Origin of the sequence: Streptomyces sp. NPDC060035, from assembly GCF_042736635.1 — a bacterium.
Taxonomy (GTDB): Bacteria; Actinomycetota; Actinomycetes; order Streptomycetales; family Streptomycetaceae; genus Streptomyces.
Map to the genome: position 1 here is coordinate 150,475 of NZ_JBHWVO010000010.1, position 18,910 is coordinate 169,384.

Here is an 18,910-nt window from a genome sequence, read left to right on the forward strand (position 1 = left end):
TTGCGTTCAGGAAGGGGCGGCAGCCCCCCAGAGGTGCCCTCGTGGTCTTCTTATCATTCTGTTGTGACTTGAGTCACAGAGCGCAATATTTGTTGACCCTGTGTACCGGGTGCACAGCTCACTGTGATTCAGTGGCCGTGACACTGCAACAAGTACGTCGATATGAAACCTGGAGTTGCTGTCGAGGTCTCGGGGAGTGCGAGCAATGGAGGCCGAGTCGGAGCCGTACGTCCGCCTTGCGACCATGCGGCAGCTGCACCAGGCCGTCGCTGATCTCAATACGGCGCGGAGTCTGGCGGACACGCTGCAGACCGTGGCCGACGGCATCGTCACCGGTCTCGGTTACGAACTGGGCTGTGTGAACCTCGTCCGGCCCGACGGCGATCTCGTCGTCGCCGCCTTCGCCGGCAACGACGCCGCAGAAGCGCTGATCACCGGCCGTGTCGGCTCCCGGGACTCCTGGGAGCGCAGGCTGTCCATGGGCGAGGCCTGGGACAGGCTCCGGTTCATACCGCACACCGAGGGCTGGGTCCTCCTCGACGACGACGTGCCGCAGTGGCACACCGAGGGCCCCGAGCCGCGCTTCGAGGACGAGTGGCATCCCCTGGACCGTCTCTACGCCCCCATGTACGCCTCCGGCGGCGGGCTGGACCTCCTCGGCGTCCTCTCCGTCGACCGGCCCCGCAACGGCCGCCGGCCCGGCGCCTGGGGCCGTGAAGCCCTGCAGATGTACGCATCCCAGGCAGCCATTGCGATCAGCAACGCCCGGCTGCGAGCAAATATGCAGCGCGCCCTGGTCAGGCTCGAACGGGAACAGCAGGCACTGCGGGCCAGTGAGGAATCCTTCCGGCAGGCCTTCGAGTACGCCCCGAGCGGCATGGCCATCGCCGAGATGGGCGGTGACCAGCACGGCAGGCTGCTGCGCACCAACGACGCGCTCTGCCGTCTCCTGGGCCGCCCCGCCTCCCTGCTGCGCCGCTATTCCTTCGCCGACCTCGTCCACCCCGAGGACATCGGCACCCTTCTGCGGACCTCCGCGGAGGGCGGGCGCGCGGAACTGCGGCTCGGGCGCAGGGACGGCACGTACCTCTGGGTCTCGCTGCGCAACTCGGTCGTCGCCGACACCGCCGACGGCCCGCGCTTCCTGCTCACGCATGTCGAGGACATCGAGGAGCGCAAGCGCAACGAACTGAATCTCGCGCACCGCGCCTCGCACGACGCGCTCACGGGTCTGCCCAACAGTGCCGAGCTGCGCTCCCGTCTGAGCGCCCGGATCTGTGAGAGGCCCCACTCGGTCGTGTCCACCGCGATCGAGGCACTGGACGCGGCGTACGGGGACGTCGAGACCTCCCGTACGCACAGCTACCGCCCCGACGGTTACGAGGGCGATGTGGTGGCCGGCGGCCCGTACGACCACCACGTGCACACGGTGGCGCCCGACATGGGGCGCGAGGACGGGGCGAAGGGCCTCGCGGTGCTCTTCTGCGACCTCGACGGCTTCAAGTCCATCAATGACCGTTTCGGACATCACACAGGTGACGCGGTTCTCATCGAGGTGGCACGGCGGCTCACCACCTGCGTACGGGACGGGGACACCGTCGCTCGGCTCGGGGGTGACGAATTCGTCGTCCTCGCGGACGGTCTGGGGGCTGCAGATGCCGCAGATCTGGCCGTACGCTTGCGTAACGCCATCATTCCGCCCATCCGGGTGGACGGCCGGGCAGTCAGGGTCGGGGCGAGTTTCGGTATCGGCTGGGCCGAGTGCGGCATGACCGTGGAAGAGGTCCTGCGCTCCGCCGACCAGCGGATGTATGTGGAAAAGCGGTCCCGATCGAAGGTTCACCGTCGAGCCGGCTGACGTTCACGCCCCGGTAGTCCCCTTACCCCGCCCCGGTTTCACGGTCGGGCGAGGGCAATTCGGCGCGTGCTCCGTTCGGGGTAGGCTCGGCCGGTCGGCGACGGCTGGCGACATGGTGAGGAGTGACCCAGGGATGACGGCCGGGAACAACGGCGCGAGCAAGCCCGAGGACGACGATCCGTTCGGCTATCTGTACGCGGACGGGCAGGCGGCAGGAGCCCAGCCGCCCGGACAGGGTGGTTACGGCTACCCCGGACCGGCCGCACAGCCCGGCGTGCCCAGAACCTCGTACAACCAGGTGCGGACCGTCGGAGAGCGCCAGTACGGGCAGGTTCCGCAGCAGCAGGCGTACGGACAGCAGGCCCCGCAGCAGTACGGGCAGCAGCCGCCGCAGCAGAACGGGCAGTACGGACAGCAGAACGGGCAGTACGGGCAGCCGAACGCGCAGTACGCGGCACCCGAGACCTATCCCGGTGGCGGGGGCCCCTCGCAGGTCCCCGGTGGCCGGGGTGCGGGTCCGGGCCGGGGCGGCCCCAACACCAAGGCGCTGCTGATCGCGGCGGTCGCCGTGGTCGCGGTCGTGCTCATCGGCATCGGCGCCGCCCTGATGACGGGCGACGACTCCGACAAGAAGAACGAGGCCGGCACGTCGGCAGGCCCGGCCGGTGAGGTCGAGGAGTCCCCGAAGACCGAGGACTCCGCGAAGCCCTCGAAGGAGCCCGTCGAGCTGCCCAAGCAGGATGCGGCGACGCTGTCGCTCGGCGGCACGGCCGCCCTGGACAACACGGTCAAGGGCGCCAAGGGTGCGAACGGCCAGTACATCAGCCTCAACGAGGTCGGCCGGTCGGCCACCTGGACGGTCGATGTACCCGAGAGCGGCCCGTACACGCTCTTCGTGACGTACGGGGTGCCGGGCAAGGACGCCAAGACCTCGCTCACGGTCAACAGCGAGGAGCCCCGCTCCATCAACATGAAGAACTTCGCGAACGCCGCGGACGGCGACCTCGAGAAGGGCTGGACGACGACGTACGCGTATGTGCAGCTCAAGAAGGGGTCGAACACACTCATGCTGTCGTGCCGCGAGGGCGACCAGTGCGATGCCAATCTCGACCAGCTGTCGCTGAAGTCGGGTCACGTCAAGTAGGCCCCGTTCAGCAGAACCACCATCGTCCCGGTCATCGCCTCGCGAGCCGGGACGCGGTGTTTTCTGTGCCGTTCAGGCGGCGGGTGCGTGCTGCTCGACCGCGACGCGGGGCAACAGGTCCTCGTACGCCGCGCGGTCGAACTCACCGGCTGCCGGGGCCAGTACGGTCGCCGTCGACAGGGCGACCGCCCTCGCCAGCCGGTCGGGCCAGCTCAGTCCGTCCGCGAGTCCGGACAGCAGTCCGGCCACGGCGGAGTCGCCCGCACCCGTCGGGTTGCCCCGTACGGCGGACGGCGGGGCGGCCTGCCAGACGCCCTCGGGGGTGACGGCGAGCAGGCCGTCCGCACCCAGCGACGCGACAACGCTGTGCGCGCCGCGGCGGCGGGCGTCACGCGTCGCGCGCAGGGGTTCGCGGGCGCCGGTGAGCCGGGCGAGTTCGTCGGCGTTCGGCTTGACGAGGTCGGGCCGGGCCGCGATGCCGCGGCGCAGTGGTTCACCGCTGGTGTCCAGGAGGACGGGAACGCCGGCGCCGCGGGCGAGGCGGACCAGTTCGGCGTACGCGCCGACGTGTATCCCGGGCGGCAGGCTGCCGCAGAGGGCGACCGCCTGCGCTCCGGGGAGCAGCTTCCCGTACGTCCGCAGGAAGGCGGCCCACTCGTCGGCGCTTATGTGCGGTCCGGGCTCGTTGAGCTGGGTGGTGTCGCCGGTGGAGAGGTCGGCCAGGGCGAGGGTGCGGCGGGTGTTCCCGGCGATGGTGACGAGCGCGTCGGTGGGGCCGTGGGGGAGGGCTCCGAGCAGGTCGCGCAGGACGGCTCCGGTGGCGCCTCCGGCGAAGCCCGTGACCACCGTGTCGTGGCCCAGCGCGGAGAGCACCCGGGCCACGTTGAGGCCCTTGCCGCCGGGGCGTTCGGACATCTCGCCGATGCGGTGGCTGGTGTGCGGGACGAGGGCGGGGACGGTGGACGTGAGGTCGAGTGCCGTGTTCAGCGTGACGGTCAGTATCACCTGTACCGGCCCCCGGTTCCTTGGTCGTTCGTCCTGCGCGCCGTCTCCTCCGCGGCGCCGTCCCGGCGATCATGTCAAAGAGCCGGCGGCGGTCCCAGACCTCCGGGCCAACCGCCGTCTCTTCGTTACGTGTTCAACAGGGCGTCAACAGGAGGACGCCCTCATCCGAGTGGAGGCTCGACGATCCACTCGCCCCGGCGCATGACGCCCTTGAGTGCGAAGTCCGCGTCCAGGACCACGAGGTCGGCGTCCTTGCCCGGGTCGAGCGAGCCGACCGTGTCGTACAGGCCGAGCAGCCGTGCCGGGTTGGCGGAGATGGACCGCACGACGTCGTCGACGGGGATCCGGTCGATCGTGACGGCCCTGCGGAACGCCGCGTCCAGGGTCAGTGTGGAGCCTGCGATCGAGCCGCCCTCCACCAGGCGTGCGACGCCGTCCTTGACCTCGACGGCCAGCGGGCCGAGCACGTAGCGGCCGTCGCCGGCCCCGGCCGCGTCCATGGCGTCCGTGATCAGGGCGACCCGGTCGGCGCCCGCGCGGTGGTAGGCGAGCTCCAGGGTGGCGGGGTGCAGATGCGTACCGTCGTTGATCAGCTCGACGGTGATCCGCTCGTCCTCCAGGAGGGCGGCGATCGGACCCGGTGTGCGGTGGCCGAGCGGCGGCATCGCGTTGAAGAGGTGCGTGGCGACGGTGGCGCCCGCCTCGATCGCCTCGACGGTCTGCTCGTATGTCGCGTCCGTGTGCCCGATGGCGGCGATGACCCCGTGCTCGGCGAGCAGCCGTACGGACTCGATGCCGCCCGGCAGTTCGGTGGCGAGGGTGACCATCTTCGCCGTGCCGCGTGCCGCGTCGAGCAGCTTGCGGACCTCGGCCGGGTCGGGGTGGCGGAGCAGTTCCTCGCTGTGGGCGCCCTTGCGGCACGGTGCGATGAAGGGCCCCTCGAAGTGGATTCCGGCGAGCTCGCCCTGCTCCACCAGCTCGGAGAGCATGCCGGCCTGCCGGGCCAGGAAGTCCATGTCGCCCGTGACCGTGGAGGCGACGACGGTCGTGGTGCCGTGTTCGCGGTGGGTGCGCGCTCCGGTCAGGGCGTCCTCGGCGGTGCCGGTGGCGAAGGACGCGCCGCCGCCGCCGTGGTTGTGCATGTCCACGAAACCGGGGACCACCCAGTGGCCCGAAAGGTCGACGGTCCGGGCGCCCTCCGGCGTGCTGCCGGCGATCCGGGTGCCCTCGACGATCACCCGGCCGTCCTCGACCGTCCCGGTGGGAAGCACCACCCGGGCACCTGCGAGAACTGTGCTGTCTGCGCGTCCGGCCATCAGGCGGATACCTCCGTGGAGAGAAGATCCCAGGCGAGCAGCCCTGCGCCCAGGCATCCGGCGGTGTCCCCGAGGGCCGCCGGGACGATGTGAGGCAGCTTCTGGAACGTGACGCGTTCCTCGACAGCCGCACGCAGTGGTGTGAACAAGGTTTCCCCTGCCTCGGCCAGGCCGCCACCGATGATGAGCGTGCGGGGGTCCAGCAGGGTGAGCGCGGTGACCAGCCCGGCGGCGAGTGCGTCGACGGCGTCCTGCCATACGCGCTGTGCGGCTGGATCTCCCGATTCCACCGCTTTCGCGCAGTCCGCGGCATCGGCGTCCGGGTCCCCGGACGCGGCGGCCCAGGCCCGGGTCACCGCGGACGCGGAGGCCAGGGTCTCCAGACAGCCACGCTGGCCGCAGTTGCAGTCCGGGCCGTCCGGCCGGACCACGATGTGGCCGATCTCGCCCGCGTAACCATGAGCACCCGCCTCGATGGTGCCCGCGATGCCGATGGCCCCGGCGATGCCGGTGCCCAGCGGCACGAACAGGAAGCGGTCCGCGCCCCTGCCCGCGCCGATCCGGCCCTCGGCGAGGCCGCCGGTCCTGACGTCGTGACCGAGCGCGACGGGCAGGCCGCCGAGCCGCTCACCGAGCAGTCTCCGCAGCGGCACGTCCCGCCAGCCCAGGTTGGCGGCGTAGACCGCGATCCCGCGCTCCGCGTCGACGATCCCGGGCACGGCGATCCCGGCGGCGACGGCGGGCGCACCGAAGTGCTCCTCGCCGTGCGCGCGCAGATCCGTCGCGAATCCGAGAATGGTCTCGACCACCGCATCGGGCCCGCGCTCGCGGCCGGTGGCCCGGCGCGCCTCGTGGAGCAGGGTGCCGTCGGCCCCGACCAGTGCGGCCTTCATTCCTGTGCCGCCCACATCGAGGGCGATGACGTGTCTCACGGGAGACAGTTTCGCCCGGCGACCCCTAAAAGGTCTAGTCCACTATCGCGGTTTGTTGACCATGCATACAAAATGACCGTGCGGTGTGCCCGGCCCGTCCCGCTTGTAACCGGTCCCGACGGGTCGGATAGATTGCCGAATCGATACTGCGGTGGTGTAGACCTCTGCGGTGGACGTGGGGCAGGATCGCGGCTCATCGCCGGATCCGACATCGGTGCGAACCCAGAGGGAGGGGCAGGTCTGTGCAGCGGCGCTTGGTGGGTCTGACCGCGGCGGCGGCCGCATTCGGCATGACGGCGACGTTGTCGGGCTGCGGCACGGAGAGCGGCTCGGGGGAGGTCACCCTGAAGTTCGTCGCGGCCGACTACGGCACCGGGGCGGAGAACAGCTCCGAGAAGTACTGGGGCGACGTCGCCGGGAAGTTCGAAAAGGCCAACCCCGGCATCAAGGTGGACGTCGACGTCTACTCGTGGAAGGACGTCGACCGCCAGGTCGCCGACATGGTGAAGGCGGGCAAGGCCCCCGACATCGCGCAGATCGGCGCGTACGCCGACTACGCCAGTGCGGGCAAGCTGTACGCCGCCGACGAGATGCTCGCCATCCGCACCGAGTCCAACTTCCTTCCCTCGCTCAGCGACGCGGGCAAGGTCGACGGACAGCTGTACGGTCTGCCGTTCGTGGCCAGCACCCGGCTGCTCTTCTACAACAAGGGCCTGTTCGCGAAGGCGGGCATCGATGCCCCGCAGACCTGGGACGACATCCAGAGCGACGCGGACGCGCTCGAGCAGCGCGATGTGACCTACCCCTTCGCCCTCCCGCTCGGCCCCGAGGAGTCCCAGGCCGAGACCATGATGTGGCTGCTCAGCGGCGGCGGCGGCTACACGGACGACATCGGTTCGTACAGCATCGACTCCCAGCAGAACGTCGCCACCTTCCGGTGGCTGAAGGACAACCTCGTCGGCAAGGGCCTCACCGGCCCCGTCGCCCCCGGCAAGCTCGACCGGGCGACGGCTTTCGACGCATTCACGAAGGGCGAGGTCGGAATGCTCAACGGCCACCCGACGCTGATGCAGGAGGCCGAGAAGAAGGGCATCGACGTCGGCATGGTCCCGCTGCCCGGGATCGACGGACCCTCCAAGGGCTCGATGGGCGTGGCCGACTGGATGATGGGCTTCAAGGAGAACGGCCACCGCGAAGAGATAGGCAAGTTCCTCGACTTCGCGTACAACGACGACAACGTGCTGGCCTTCGCCGACGAGTACGACCTGCTGCCCGTGACCGGCAGTGCGTCCGGGGCGATGGAGACGGACGCGAAGTACAAGGCGCTGCACGAGTTCCTGGAGGCGCTGCCGAACTCCCAGCTGTACCCGTTCGGCAAGACGTCCTGGGCGCAGGCCAGCGAGGCGATCAAGGGGAAGATCGGTTCGGCCGTCGAGCCGAACGGCAACCCGGAGAGCGTCCTCGGGGAGATCTCGACCGCGGCACGTCAGGCGGAGGCCGCGGAGTAGGTTGGTTGATATGACCGCCGACGACGACCCGCTCTCCGACCAGGAGCGTGCGGTGCTGTCCCTGGAGCGGCGCTCCTGGGCCGGACCCGGCGCGAAGGAACGGGCGATCCGGGAGCAGCTCGGCATCTCGCCGGTGCGCTACTACCAGCTCCTCAACGCCCTGATCGACGACCGCCGGGCGCTGGCGGCGGACCCGGTGACGGTGAACCGGCTGCGCAGGGTGCGGGACGCGAGACGCGGGCGGCGCTGACCCGGCGCCGGCAGCTCCGCCGCACGGATGTCCTCGATCGCCGGCCCGGCTCGATCGTGGCGCACCACGATCGCCCCGTCACCGATACGCTCGAAGCATGGGCAGCAACCCGGACCACCCCCTGCCGACCCCGTCCACCCAGGCCGGCCGTGAAGGCCTCGCCGCACTCCTCGCCCGCCCCGACCGCGCCGTGATCGCGCTCGATTTCGACGGCACCCTCGCCGACATCGTCCCCGACCCGGAGCAGTCCCGCGCCCATCCCGGCGCCGTACCCGCGCTCGCCGCGCTCGCACCGCAGGTCGCCTCCGTCGCCGTGATCACCGGCCGCCCCGCGGGCGTCGCGGTCCGGTACGGCGGCTTCGCCGGGGTGCCCGGCCTCGATCACCTCGTCGTCCTCGGGCACTACGGCGCCGAACGCTGGGACGCCGTCACCGGCACCGTGCACGCCCCCACACCGCACCCCGGCGTCGCCGCCGTCCGCGCCGAACTCCCGGGCGTCCTGCACGAGGTGGGTGCCTGGCACGGCACCTGGATCGAGGAGAAGGGGCAGGCCCTCGCCGTACACACCAGGCGGGCCGACGACCCGCAGGCGTCGTTCGAATCCCTGCGCGAACCTCTCGGGCATCTCGCCGCCCGTCACGGGCTGATCGTCGAACCGGGCCGCCTCGTCCTGGAGTTGCGCCCGCCGGGCATGGACAAAGGTGTGGCACTCGCGGAGTACCTACGGAAGACGGAGGCCGAGTCCGTGCTGTACGCCGGGGACGATCTGGGCGACCTCGCCGCGTACGCCGCAGTGGAGAAGCTCCGCGCCGAGGGTCCGGACGGCACCCCGGGCCTCCTGGTCTGCAGCGGCACCGAGGTTCCCGAACTCGCCGAGCGTGCCGACCTGTTGCTGCCGGGCCCGGCAGCCGTGGTGGGCCTGCTGGCAGCCCTGGCCCGGCAGCTCCGAAAGCCCTAACCGCGCAGCGCGTCCAGCTGGTCCAGGAACCACTGCTGCGGCGGCAGCGCGGTCGCCGCAGCAGCCAGCCGCTTCGTGCGCGCGCCCCGCTCGCCGTCCTCCATCGTCAGCGCCTCGTGCAGCGCCGCCGCCGTGGCCGACACGTCGTACGGGTTGACGACGATCGCGTCCTCGCCGAGCTCCTCGTACGCCCCCGCCTCCCGCGACAGCACCAGCGCGCAGCCGGTGTCGGAGACGACCGGGACTTCCTTGGCGACCAGGTTCATGCCGTCGCGGATCGGGTTGACCAGGGCCACGTCCGCCAGCCGGTACGCCGCGAGCGAGCGGGCGAAGTCGTCGTCGACGTGGAGGATGACCGGGGTCCAGCCCTCCGTGGCGTACTCCGCGTTGATGCTGTCGGCGACCCGCTGCACCTCGGCGGTGTAGTCGCGGTACACGGTGAGGTCCTGCCGCGAGGGGTAGGCGAACGCCACGTGCACCACGCGTTCACGCCATTCGGGGTGTTCCTCCAGCAGCGCCCGGTAGGCGTGCAGCCCGCGGACGATGTTCTTGGAGAGCTCGGTGCGGTCCACCCGCACGATCGTCCGCCTGCCGGGGCCCACCTGCTCCCGCAGTGTCTCCATCCGCTCGTCCACGTCGGCCTCGTGGGAGCGGCGGCGCAGGAAGTCCGCGTCGGCGCCCAGCCCGTGCACCCCGATCCGGGTGTGGCCGGTGCCGCCCAGGATCTCCGTGCAGCAGCCGATGAACGCGTCCGCCCAGCGGCGGGTCAGGAACGCGGCCCGGTCGGCGCCCAGGATGCCGCGCAGCAGCTGCTCGCCGATGTCGTCGGGCAGCAACCGGAAGTAGTCGACGGGGGCCCACGGAGTGTGCGAGAAGTGGCCGATCCGCAGGTCGGGGCGGAGCTCGCGGAGCATGCCGGGCACCAGCGACAGGTGGTAGTCCTGAACCAGGACCGCCGCACCCACGCCCGCCTCCTCGGCGAGGGCCTCGGCGAAGGCACGGTTGTACGCCTCGAAGGACGCCCACTGCCGCCGGAATCCGGCGTCGAAGACCGGCTCCAGCGGCGTCTGGTAGATCATGTGGTGCACGAACCAGAGCACCGAGTTCGCGATGCCGTTGTACGCGTCGTCGTGGACCCCGGCGTCGATGTCGAGCATGCGGACGCCGGGCTCTGCCACACCCCGCCGGACCGCCTCGCGGTCGCCGTCACCCAGGGCCGCGCACACCCACAGCTTGTCCTCGACGGCGCTCAGGCCGGAGACGAGGCCGCCCCCGCCCCGCTTCGCATCGAGCGTGCCGTCCTCGCGCAGCGCGTAGGACGCGGGGCCGCGATTGGACGCGACGAGGACCTTGGCAGTGTGCTCGGAGACCATGTACCCGAACCTAGCCCGTTCGGTGAGCCGCCAAACGCGAAGCCCACCGCGAAACGTCACGCCGCGTGGCGGGACGCGTACTCCGCGATCTCGCGCATCGGCGGCCGCTCCTCGGTGTCCACCGCGTGGGTGTGCGGTACGAAGCCGTTCTCGCCCCGTTCGAACTGGGTGAGAACGGGCCGCACCAGATGCCCCCGGGAGAGCCTCAGCTGGGCCGTGCGGTAGATCGCCGCCGCCATCCGGCCGAGTGCCTGGCCGTCCTGGTGGCGGTGCTTGCGTACGCCGACGTCCACCTGCGCCAGCGCGTCCAGGCCCACCGTGTGCAGTGCGTCGACGAGCAGGCCCAGCTCCACTCCGTAACCGACGGGGAAGGGGAGCCGTTCGAGCAGGGAGCGGCGTACGGCGTACTCGCCGCCCAGCGGCTGGACGAAGCCGGCCAGCTGCGGCCAGTGCAGATTGAGCAGAGGGCGCGCCACCAGTTCGGTGACCCGGCCGCCCTGGCCTGCGGCTTCTCCGAGCGGGCGGTCGTACATGGCCTTGACGAACTGCACCTCGGGGTCGGTCAGCAGCGGGCCGACGATCCCGGAGACGAAGTCCGCCGAGAAGTCCTTGAGGTCGGCGTCGATGAAACAGACGATCTCACCGCTGGTCACCAGCAGTGACCGCCACAGCACCTCGCCCTTGCCGGGTACGGCCGGTATCCGGGGGAGTATCGCGTCCCGGTGCACCACCCTGGCACCCGCCCGACGCGCCACCGCGGCGGTGGCGTCGGTGGAACCGGAGTCGATCACCACCAGTTCGTCGACGAGCTGGACCTTCTCCATCAGCTCGCGCCGGATCTCCTCGACGATCTCGCCGACCGTCGCCTCCTCGTTCAGGGCGGGCAGGACGACGCTCACTCCGGCGCGGTGCGGATCCCTCGCTCGCGCGGCCGTGAGGCGTTCCAGCGGGCGGTCGGCAGCCGACCAGGAACGCCTGGTCAGCCAGCGTTCCACCTCTTCCAGCACGGTCGATACTCCCTGTATGTGATCCATCTCGCGGTTCGGACGACTATCTCAATCGTCCGGGGCTTCGGTTACAGTCTTGAACAACGCGGATGGCCCTCGCATGTCGGGGTCGGTCCGCGAATAAATGCCCGGATCGATGGTCCGGTGCCATAGCGCTCATCCAGAGGGACTGAGGGAACGGCCCGTTGAAGTCCCGGCAACCCTCCTGCCGACCGCGAGGTCACGGTGGGGAAGGTGCCAATTCCGTCTTGTGGCGAAATACGTCGCAAGGAAGATGAGGAGAAAGGGCCTCCGCCATCGTGTCTGTTCAGACAGTTGCAGCGAACACCGAATCTTCTGCCGTGGACCTGGGTTCCGCCGCAGCGCTTTCCTGCCGCGAATGCGGCGAGCGTTTCGAGCTCGGTCCCATTTTCGCCTGTGCGTCCTGTTTCGGGCCGCTCGAAGTGGCGTACGACCTGCCGAGCGGCTCCCCCGAAGAGCTGAAGAAGCGCATTGCCGACGGTCCCGACAACATCTGGCGCTATGCGCCGCTGCTGCCGGTCCCCGCCGATGTCGCGGACAAGCCCAACATCAACCCCGGCTTCACGAAGCTGGTCAAGGCCGACAACCTCGCCCGTGAGCTGGGCGTCACCGGCGGCCTGTACGTCAAGGACGACTCCGGCAACCCGACGCACTCCTTCAAGGACCGTGTCGTCGCCATCGCCGTCGAGGCCGCCCGCGCCTTCGGTTTCACCACACTCTCCTGCTCCTCCACCGGCAACCTCGCCGGTGCGGTGGGCGCAGCGGCGGCCCGCGCCGGCTTCCGCTCGTGCGTGTTCATCCCGCACGACCTGGAGCAGGGCAAGATCGTCATGGCCGCGGTGTACGGCGGCGAACTGGTCGGCATCGAGGGCAATTACGACGACGTCAACCGCTTCTGCTCGGAGCTCATCGGCGACCCGCTCGGCGAGGGCTGGGGCTTCGTCAACGTCAACCTCCGGCCGTACTACGGCGAGGGCTCCAAGACGCTGGCGTACGAGATCTGCGAGCAGCTCGGCTGGCAGCTGCCCGACCAGATCGTCATCCCGATCGCGTCCGGATCGCAGCTCACGAAGATCGACAAGGGTCTGCAGGAGCTGATCAAGCTCGGCCTGGTCGAGGACAGGCCCTACAAGATCTTCGGTGCCCAGGCGGAGGGCTGCTCCCCGGTCTCCACCGCCTTCAAGGCCGGACACGACGTCGTGCGGCCGCAGAAGCCGAACACGATCGCCAAGTCCCTGGCGATCGGCAACCCGGCCGACGGCCCGTACGTCCTGGACATCGCCCGGCGCACCGGCGGTGCCGTCGAGGACGTCAACGACGAGCAGGTCGTCGACGCGATCAAGCTGCTGGCCCGCACCGAGGGCATCTTCGCCGAGACCGCGGGCGGTGTCACGGTCGGCGTGACGAAGAAGCTGATCGACGCCGGTCTGCTCGACCCGTCGCTGACCACGGTCATCCTGAACACCGGTGACGGCCTGAAGACGCTGGACGCCGTCGCCCCGACGACCGGCCTGTCGGCCACGATCCGGCCCAGCCTGGACGCGTTCCGCGACGCGGGCCTCGCGGCCAGCTGACCACCCGAGACCGAAGGAAGGCACCCCATGAGCGTCAAGGTCCGTATCCCCACCATCCTCCGCACCTACACGGGCGGTCAGGCCGAGGTCCCGGCCGAGGGCACGATCCTCTCCGAGGTCATCGAGTCCCTTGAGAAGAACCACCCGGGCATCGCCGCCCGCGTCCTGGACGACCAGGGCAAGCTGCGCCGCTTCGTGAACGTGTACGTCAACGACGACGACGTGCGCTTCGAGGGCGGCCTGCAGACGGCCACCCCGGAGGGCGCCGGCATCTCGATCATCCCGGCCGTCGCCGGAGGCTGACCGTCCTGTTCGACTTCGCAGCGTGAACACCATTGCCCCCTCCGCAAGAGAAGCGGAGGGGGCAATTCTGCATGGTTGAGCGCGGTACAGTTGGGGAAGTCCCCTCCGCTGCCTGTGCCGCCCGCATATGAGAATGCGCCCGGTCGCGATAAGAAGCAGCCAAAGTACGTGAACCCATTGCGCCATAAGTGGCCTTTGTCAGGCCCGACTTGCCCTGGAATCTCACGAGTTCTGCCTATCCGGGCGTTCAGCCATGCCCAGAATTCTCGTCCGATTGACCTGTTGCAGAGGGCAGTTGGGCAGATACATTCGGCCGCGGTCGACGCGTTCCGGCGCACGCCACCCTCTCCTGTCGGAGGGTGAGTTCTGACCCGGGCCCGCGAAGTGCGGTCCTGTGCAAGGGCCAGTAATAGGGGAGTTAGGCATGGCTCAGGGCACCGTCAAGTGGTTCAACGCGGAGAAGGGGTACGGCTTCATCGCGGTCGACGGTGGTGCGGATGTTTTCGTCCACTACAGCGCGATCCAGATGGACGGATACCGCACCCTCGAAGAGGGTCAGCGAGTTGAATTCGAAATCTCGCAGGGCCAGAAGGGGCCGCAGGCGGACATGGTCAAGCTCGCCGTCGGCTGAGCTCGGCGCGGTCGGCCAACGACACTACTCACACACGCAGGGCCCGTACCTCCGAAAGGGGGTACGGGCCCTCCGTGCGTCCGGCGCGGCCCCTCGTGGGTGTCCACATTTGGAGGGGGACGCTTGCACTCGCAGGGGTCGAGTGCTAATCATTGGCGTTAGCACTCTCCAGGTGAGAGTGACAGAACTTGGACCGGGCCGGTGAGGCCCGCAGGCTCAGTGGGGCAAGGAACCGCTGAGCACGCTGGCCGTCCGTCGCGGGCGCCTCTCGGTCCGGAGAAATCCACCCCTGTCCGGGAGGACCACTTCACATGGCCAAGATCATCGCGTTCGACGAGGAGGCACGGCGCGGTCTCGAGCGCGGGATGAACCAGCTCGCCGACGCCGTCAAGGTCACCCTCGGCCCCAAGGGCCGAAACGTCGTCCTCGAGAAGAAGTGGGGCGCGCCCACGATCACCAACGATGGTGTTTCCATCGCCAAGGAGATCGAGCTCGAGGACCCGTACGAGAAGATCGGTGCGGAGCTGGTCAAGGAGGTCGCCAAGAAGACGGACGACGTCGCCGGCGACGGTACGACCACCGCAACCGTTCTCGCCCAGGCGCTCGTCCGCGAGGGCCTGCGCAACGTCGCCGCGGGTGCCAACCCGATGGCTCTCAAGCGTGGCATCGAGAAGGCCGTCGAGGCCGTCTCCGCCGCTCTGCTGGAGCAGGCGAAGGATGTGGAGACCAAGGAGCAGATCGCTTCGACGGCCTCCATCTCCGCTGCCGACACCGAGATCGGCGCCAAGATCGCCGAGGCGATGGACAAGGTCGGCAAGGAAGGCGTCATCACCGTCGAGGAGTCCCAGACCTTCGGTCTGGAGCTCGAGCTCACCGAGGGTATGCGCTTCGACAAGGGCTACATCTCGGCGTACTTCGCGACCGACATGGAGCGTATGGAGACGTCGTTCGACGACCCGTACATCCTGATCGTCAACTCCAAGATCAGCAACGTGAAGGACCTCCTTCCGCTGCTCGAGAAGGTCATGCAGTCGGGTAAGCCGCTGCTGATCATCGCGGAGGATGTCGAGGGCGAGGCTCTGTCGACCCTGGTCGTCAACAAGATCCGTGGCACCTTCAAGTCCGTCGCCGTCAAGGCTCCGGGCTTCGGTGACCGCCGCAAGGCCATGCTCGGCGACATCGCCATCCTCACCGGTGGCACCGTCATCTCCGAGGAGGTCGGTCTCAAGCTCGAGAGCGCCGGCGTCGACCTGCTCGGCAGCGCCCGCAAGGTCGTCATCACCAAGGACGAGACCACGATCGTCGACGGAGCGGGTGACAGCGACCAGGTACAGGGCCGCGTCAAGCAGATCCGTGCCGAGATCGAGAACTCCGACTCGGACTACGACCGCGAGAAGCTCCAGGAGCGCCTCGCGAAGCTGGCCGGCGGCGTGGCCGTCATCAAGGCCGGCGCCGCCACCGAGGTGGAGCTCAAGGAGCGCAAGCACCGCATCGAGGACGCGGTGCGCAACGCCAAGGCCGCTGTCGAGGAGGGCATCGTCGCCGGTGGTGGCGTCGCGCTGCTGCAGGCCACGGCCGTCTTCGAGAAGCTCGACCTGACGGGCGACGAGGCCACCGGAGCCAACGCCGTCAAGCTCGCGCTGGAGGCCCCGCTCAAGCAGATCGCCATCAACGGTGGTCTCGAGGGTGGCGTCATCGTCGAGAAGGTGCGCAACCTGCCGATCGGTCACGGCCTCAACGCCGCGACCGGTGAGTACGTCGACATGATCGCCGAGGGCATCATCGACCCGGCGAAGGTCACGCGCTCCGCTCTGCAGAACGCCGCGTCCATCGCCGCGCTCTTCCTCACCACCGAGGCCGTCATCGCCGACAAGCCGGAGAAGGCCTCTGCGGCTGCTCCGGGCGGCATGCCGGGCGGTGACATGGACTTCTGATCCCTCGGGATCAGCAGCTCCACGCAGTACCTGTACGACGCCGGCCCCCGGGATTCGTCCCGGGGGCCGGCGTCGTTTTGCGGTGAGCGGTGGGGGACGGGAACGCATGGGGCTCCACCCCGGGCGGCAACGGCCGCGCCACGGCCTTGGCCGGGTCCGTCCGCGGGACCGTCCGCATCGCCGTGGAACGGCGGGCGCCCCGCTCGGCGCGGCCCGCCCGCACCCCCACCGGCGCGGTCCGCCCGCACCCCCACCGACTCGGTCCCCGCACCTTTTGATCGCACCTGATCGTGGCGGTACCGGATACTGGTGGCCCCTTGCACCCATCCAGAAGGAGCGCACACCGGTGACCACTGACTCCCGGACCGGGCCGCCCAGTTCAGGCGGCGAGCGTGAGACGCTGCGGGCCTTCCTCGACTACCACCGTGCCACCCTGGCCATGAAGTGCGAGGGGCTGGACGACGAGGAGCTCCGGCAGCGGTCGATGCCTCCGTCCACGCTCTCGCTGCTCGGACTGGTGCGGCACATGGCAGAGGTGGAACGAGCCTGGTTCCGCCGTGTGTTCGATGACAACGAGGCGCCCATGGTGTGGTCCGACCGGATCGACTTCCAGGCCGCGTACGACGCGAGCGCCTCGACCAGGGAAGAGGCGTTCGGCGCCTGGGAGGCCGAGGTGGAGAACTCACGCCGCATCGAGCGGGAGGCCGAGTCCCTGGACCTGCTGGGCTTGCAGCCGCGCTGGGAGGAGGAGGTCTCGCTGCGGATGGTGATGGTGCACGTGCTCCTGGAGTACGGCCGTCACAACGGGCACGCGGACTTCCTGCGGGAGGGCGTCGACGGGGCCGTGGGGGCCTGAGCTCCGGACCGGCTGCTTTGCACGCGAACAGGGAACGCAAAAAGATGACGTGACTGTGCATGCATTCATCATTGCCCTGGAAGGTTCTCGCAAAAGGCTTGTGGTGGCGCTGTGTCGAGCCCTACTGTCGCCCCACCTTCCGAGAGAAACGGGCATGCGATGTCACGGAACATCACGGTCGCCGCGTTGACCGCCGCCGTTGTCGGACTCGGCGCCCTGTGCGGCGCCCCGGCCACGGGTGCGGAGGGGAAACGGACCCCCGCGCCCGCGGTGACGCGGGCGGCCCTCGATCCGGCGCTGGTCGCCGGCCGCGGTGCCGAGGTCCCCTTCGTCGAGCAGGAGGCGGAGAACGCCGCGACGAACGGCACGGTCATCGGCCCCGACCGCACCGCGTACACGCTGCCCGCCGAGGCCTCGGGCCGTAGGGCGGTCAGGCTGACGCCGGGCGGGCACGTCGAGTTCACGCTGCCGCGCGCGGCCGACGCGATCACCGTGCGCTACAGCATTCCGGACGCCCCGGGCGGGGGCGGCATCACCGCACCCCTCGATGTCGCCGTCAACGGCAAGAAGCGCTCCACGATGACGCTGACCTCGCAGTACGCCTGGCTGTACAACCAGTACCCGTTCACCAACGACCCCGAGGCCGGGCTGCTCCAGCCCGGCTGGTGGATCACCGAATGCGCCTGCGTCCCCAGCGGGACGACACCCGCCCCCACGATCACCAAGCCGTTCCGCCCGAACCACTTCTACGACGAGCAGCGCCTGCTGCTGGGCAGGAAGTACCGCGCGGGCGACACCGTCCGCCTGACGGTCCCGGCCGGCAGCCGCGCCGCATGGACCGTCATCGACGTGCTCGACTCCGAGCTCGTGGGCCTCCCGCACGTCGAGCTCCGGGCGGCGAACGTGCTGGCCTTCGGGGCCGACCCGTCCGGGCGGCGGGATTCCGCGGGTGCCGTCGACAGGGCGATCGCCCACGCCAAGCGCAAGAACCTCCCGGTGTACATCCCGCCGGGCACGTACCAGGTCAACCGCCACATCATCGTCGACGACGTGACGATCAGGGGTGCGGGCAGCTGGTACACGAAGTTCAAGGGCAGCGAGATCGCCCTCGACCCCCCGGCGGCCGACGGCTCGGTCCACACGGGTGCCGGCTTCTACGGCAAGGACGCGGCCGACGGCGGCAGCCGCAACGTCCATCTGTCCGGCTTCGCCATCGAGGGGGACGTGCGCGAGCGCATCGACACCGACCAGGTGAACGGCATCGGCGGTGCGATGAGCGACTCCACCATCGACGGGCTGCACATCCGCCACACCAAGGTCGGCATGTGGTTCGACGGCCCGATGTCGCATCTGAGGATCACGAACAACGTCATCGTCGACCAGATCGCGGACGCCATCAACTTCCACGGCGGGGTGACGGGTTCGACGGTCTCCCACACCTTCGTACGCAACTCCGGCGACGACGGCCTCGCGATGTGGTCCGAGAAGAACGCCAACACCGGCAACACCTTCGCCCGCAACACCGTCCAGAGCCCGGTGCTCGCCAACGGCATCGCGATCTACGGCGGTACGGACAACACGGTGTCCGGCAACCTCGTCGCCGACCCCGTCCGCGAGGGCAGTGCCCTGCACGTCGGCGCACGCTTCGGCGCGGAGGCGTTCAGGGGCCGGCTGGACCTCACCGACAACACGACGGTCCGCTCCGGTACGTACGAACTGAACTGGAACATCGGGCTCGGGGCCATCTGGTTCTTCGCCCTGGACCGGGACATCGACGCCGACATCCGGGTCACGGGGAACGACTTCCTCGACAACACCTACAACGCGATCATGCTGGTCACCGACTGGCCGGTGAAGGACCGGTACAGGATCCGGGGCGTCCACTTCAAGGACATCGAGGTCGACGGCACGGGCACGTCGGTGGTCAGCGCACGCGCGGCGGGCTCGGCGACCTTCGAGAACGTGGACGCCCGCAATGTCGGCGCGGTCGGCGTCAACAACTGCGGGTCCTTCCACTTCACCCCGGCCGGCTCCGAGTTCACCCTGACCGACCTCGGCGGCAATGACGGCGGCGGTACGACGGGCGACTGGCTCGCGCCGTGGCTCCTGCCGAACACGATCACCTGCGACGACCGCCCGCCGGTGGTGGCACCACCCGCGCCGGGACCCTGGTGACAGCTCGGTAGCGCCGTGGGTGGGCGCCCGGAGGCCGAGACTCCGACCCCCCGCACCGCGCCGGG

General features: G+C 69.6%; 16 protein-coding genes and 1 riboswitch. Of the genes, 11 read left to right on the top strand and 5 right to left on the bottom strand.

Annotated elements, in window-relative coordinates; translation table 11 throughout:
• Positions 1–205: 205 nt before the first annotated feature.
• Both cdgB and ACFWBQ_RS18270 read left to right on the top strand, forming a co-directional pair.
• Positions 206–1,858 carry a diguanylate cyclase CdgB gene (gene cdgB / locus ACFWBQ_RS18265; protein ID WP_385489601.1) on the top strand — a complete coding sequence of 551 codons (1,653 nt, stop codon included), beginning with the start codon at positions 206–208 and terminating at the stop codon, positions 1,856–1,858.
• A 133-nt stretch (positions 1,859–1,991) separates the two neighbouring features.
• Positions 1,992–3,002, top strand: a complete 1,011-nt coding sequence (locus tag ACFWBQ_RS18270; RefSeq protein WP_385489603.1) for a carbohydrate-binding protein — start codon at positions 1,992–1,994, stop codon at positions 3,000–3,002.
• Between the two features lie 72 nt (positions 3,003–3,074).
• Here the strand turns inward: ACFWBQ_RS18270 and ACFWBQ_RS18275 are convergent, their stop codons facing one another.
• The 3 genes from ACFWBQ_RS18275 to ACFWBQ_RS18285 form a co-directional block, all read right to left on the bottom strand.
• On the bottom strand, positions 3,075–4,007 hold the full coding sequence (locus ACFWBQ_RS18275; RefSeq protein ID WP_385489606.1) for a 1-phosphofructokinase family hexose kinase: 933 nt from the start codon (positions 4,005–4,007) through the stop codon (positions 3,075–3,077).
• Positions 4,008–4,168: 161 nt separating this feature from the next.
• Positions 4,169–5,323, bottom strand: coding sequence for an N-acetylglucosamine-6-phosphate deacetylase (gene nagA / locus ACFWBQ_RS18280; RefSeq protein WP_385489610.1), 1,155 nt, complete (start codon positions 5,321–5,323; stop codon positions 4,169–4,171).
• The gene (locus ACFWBQ_RS18285; protein WP_385489613.1) at positions 5,323–6,255 is read right to left on the bottom strand and encodes an ROK family protein; all 933 of its coding nucleotides are present in this window, start codon (positions 6,253–6,255) and stop codon (positions 5,323–5,325) included. The genes nagA and ACFWBQ_RS18285 overlap by 1 nt, the downstream gene beginning before the upstream one ends.
• Positions 6,256–6,545: 290 nt before the next feature.
• On the opposite strand from ACFWBQ_RS18285, the gene ACFWBQ_RS18290 reads away from it, so the two are divergent.
• From ACFWBQ_RS18290 to otsB, 3 genes are all read left to right on the top strand, one after another.
• Positions 6,546–7,763 (top strand): ABC transporter substrate-binding protein, encoded by a 1,218-nt coding sequence (locus ACFWBQ_RS18290; RefSeq protein ID WP_385489904.1) that lies wholly within the window; start codon positions 6,546–6,548, stop codon positions 7,761–7,763.
• A 10-nt stretch (positions 7,764–7,773) separates the two neighbouring features.
• On the top strand, positions 7,774–8,013 hold the full coding sequence (locus ACFWBQ_RS18295; protein WP_385489615.1) for a DUF3263 domain-containing protein: 240 nt from the start codon (positions 7,774–7,776) through the stop codon (positions 8,011–8,013).
• Between the two features lie 97 nt (positions 8,014–8,110).
• On the top strand, positions 8,111–8,971 hold the full coding sequence (otsB, locus tag ACFWBQ_RS18300) for a trehalose-phosphatase (RefSeq protein WP_385489618.1): 861 nt from the start codon (positions 8,111–8,113) through the stop codon (positions 8,969–8,971).
• Here otsB and ACFWBQ_RS18305 read toward each other — a convergent pair.
• Positions 8,968–10,344, bottom strand: coding sequence for a trehalose-6-phosphate synthase (locus ACFWBQ_RS18305; protein WP_385489621.1), 1,377 nt, complete (start codon positions 10,342–10,344; stop codon positions 8,968–8,970). The genes otsB and ACFWBQ_RS18305 overlap by 4 nt on opposite strands.
• 56 nt (positions 10,345–10,400) lie before the next feature.
• The gene (locus ACFWBQ_RS18310) at positions 10,401–11,351 is read right to left on the bottom strand and encodes a glucosyl-3-phosphoglycerate synthase (RefSeq protein ID WP_385489624.1); all 951 of its coding nucleotides are present in this window, start codon (positions 11,349–11,351) and stop codon (positions 10,401–10,403) included.
• 153 nt (positions 11,352–11,504) lie between these two features.
• Positions 11,505–11,632, top strand: a riboswitch (SAM riboswitch).
• An 18-nt stretch (positions 11,633–11,650) separates the two neighbouring features.
• On the opposite strand from ACFWBQ_RS18310, the gene thrC reads away from it, so the two are divergent.
• The 6 genes from thrC (at position 11,651) to ACFWBQ_RS18340 (ending at position 18,845) form a co-directional block, all read left to right on the top strand.
• Positions 11,651–12,946, top strand: coding sequence for a threonine synthase (thrC, locus tag ACFWBQ_RS18315; RefSeq protein ID WP_385489628.1), 1,296 nt, complete (start codon positions 11,651–11,653; stop codon positions 12,944–12,946).
• Positions 12,947–12,973: 27 nt separating this feature from the next.
• The gene (locus ACFWBQ_RS18320) at positions 12,974–13,249 is read left to right on the top strand and encodes a MoaD/ThiS family protein (RefSeq protein ID WP_385489630.1); all 276 of its coding nucleotides are present in this window, start codon (positions 12,974–12,976) and stop codon (positions 13,247–13,249) included.
• Positions 13,250–13,673: 424 nt separating this feature from the next.
• Entirely contained in the window at positions 13,674–13,880 is a 207-nt protein-coding gene (locus ACFWBQ_RS18325) for a cold-shock protein (protein WP_003967346.1), read from the top strand.
• Between the two features lie 311 nt (positions 13,881–14,191).
• On the top strand, positions 14,192–15,814 hold the full coding sequence (gene groL, locus ACFWBQ_RS18330) for a chaperonin GroEL (RefSeq protein ID WP_385489632.1): 1,623 nt from the start codon (positions 14,192–14,194) through the stop codon (positions 15,812–15,814).
• A 346-nt stretch (positions 15,815–16,160) separates the two neighbouring features.
• Positions 16,161–16,670, top strand: a complete 510-nt coding sequence (locus ACFWBQ_RS18335; protein ID WP_385489635.1) for a DinB family protein — start codon at positions 16,161–16,163, stop codon at positions 16,668–16,670.
• A 159-nt stretch (positions 16,671–16,829) separates the two neighbouring features.
• Positions 16,830–18,845 (top strand): glycosyl hydrolase family 28-related protein, encoded by a 2,016-nt coding sequence (locus ACFWBQ_RS18340; RefSeq protein ID WP_385489638.1) that lies wholly within the window; start codon positions 16,830–16,832, stop codon positions 18,843–18,845.
• Positions 18,846–18,910: the final 65 nt, after the last annotated feature.

Bases quoted from the DNA above. Each gene is read 5' to 3' on its own strand.
- otsB (WP_385489618.1), top strand. From the start codon at position 8,111: ATGGGCAGCAACCCGGACCACCCCCTGCCGACCCCGTCCACCCAGGCC.
- cdgB (WP_385489601.1), top strand. From the start codon at position 206: ATGGAGGCCGAGTCGGAGCCGTACGTCCGCCTTGCGACCATGCGGCAG.
- ACFWBQ_RS18340 (WP_385489638.1), top strand. From the start codon at position 16,830: ATGTCACGGAACATCACGGTCGCCGCGTTGACCGCCGCCGTTGTCGGA.
- ACFWBQ_RS18325 (WP_003967346.1), top strand. From the start codon at position 13,674: ATGGCTCAGGGCACCGTCAAGTGGTTCAACGCGGAGAAGGGGTACGGC.
- ACFWBQ_RS18295 (WP_385489615.1), top strand. From the start codon at position 7,774: ATGACCGCCGACGACGACCCGCTCTCCGACCAGGAGCGTGCGGTGCTG.
- nagA (WP_385489610.1), bottom strand. From the start codon at position 5,323: ATGGCCGGACGCGCAGACAGCACAGTTCTCGCAGGTGCCCGGGTGGTG.
- ACFWBQ_RS18305 (WP_385489621.1), bottom strand. From the start codon at position 10,344: ATGGTCTCCGAGCACACTGCCAAGGTCCTCGTCGCGTCCAATCGCGGC.
- ACFWBQ_RS18290 (WP_385489904.1), top strand. From the start codon at position 6,546: ATGACGGCGACGTTGTCGGGCTGCGGCACGGAGAGCGGCTCGGGGGAG.
- groL (WP_385489632.1), top strand. From the start codon at position 14,192: ATGGCCAAGATCATCGCGTTCGACGAGGAGGCACGGCGCGGTCTCGAG.
- ACFWBQ_RS18320 (WP_385489630.1), top strand. From the start codon at position 12,974: ATGAGCGTCAAGGTCCGTATCCCCACCATCCTCCGCACCTACACGGGC.
- ACFWBQ_RS18270 (WP_385489603.1), top strand. From the start codon at position 1,992: ATGACGGCCGGGAACAACGGCGCGAGCAAGCCCGAGGACGACGATCCG.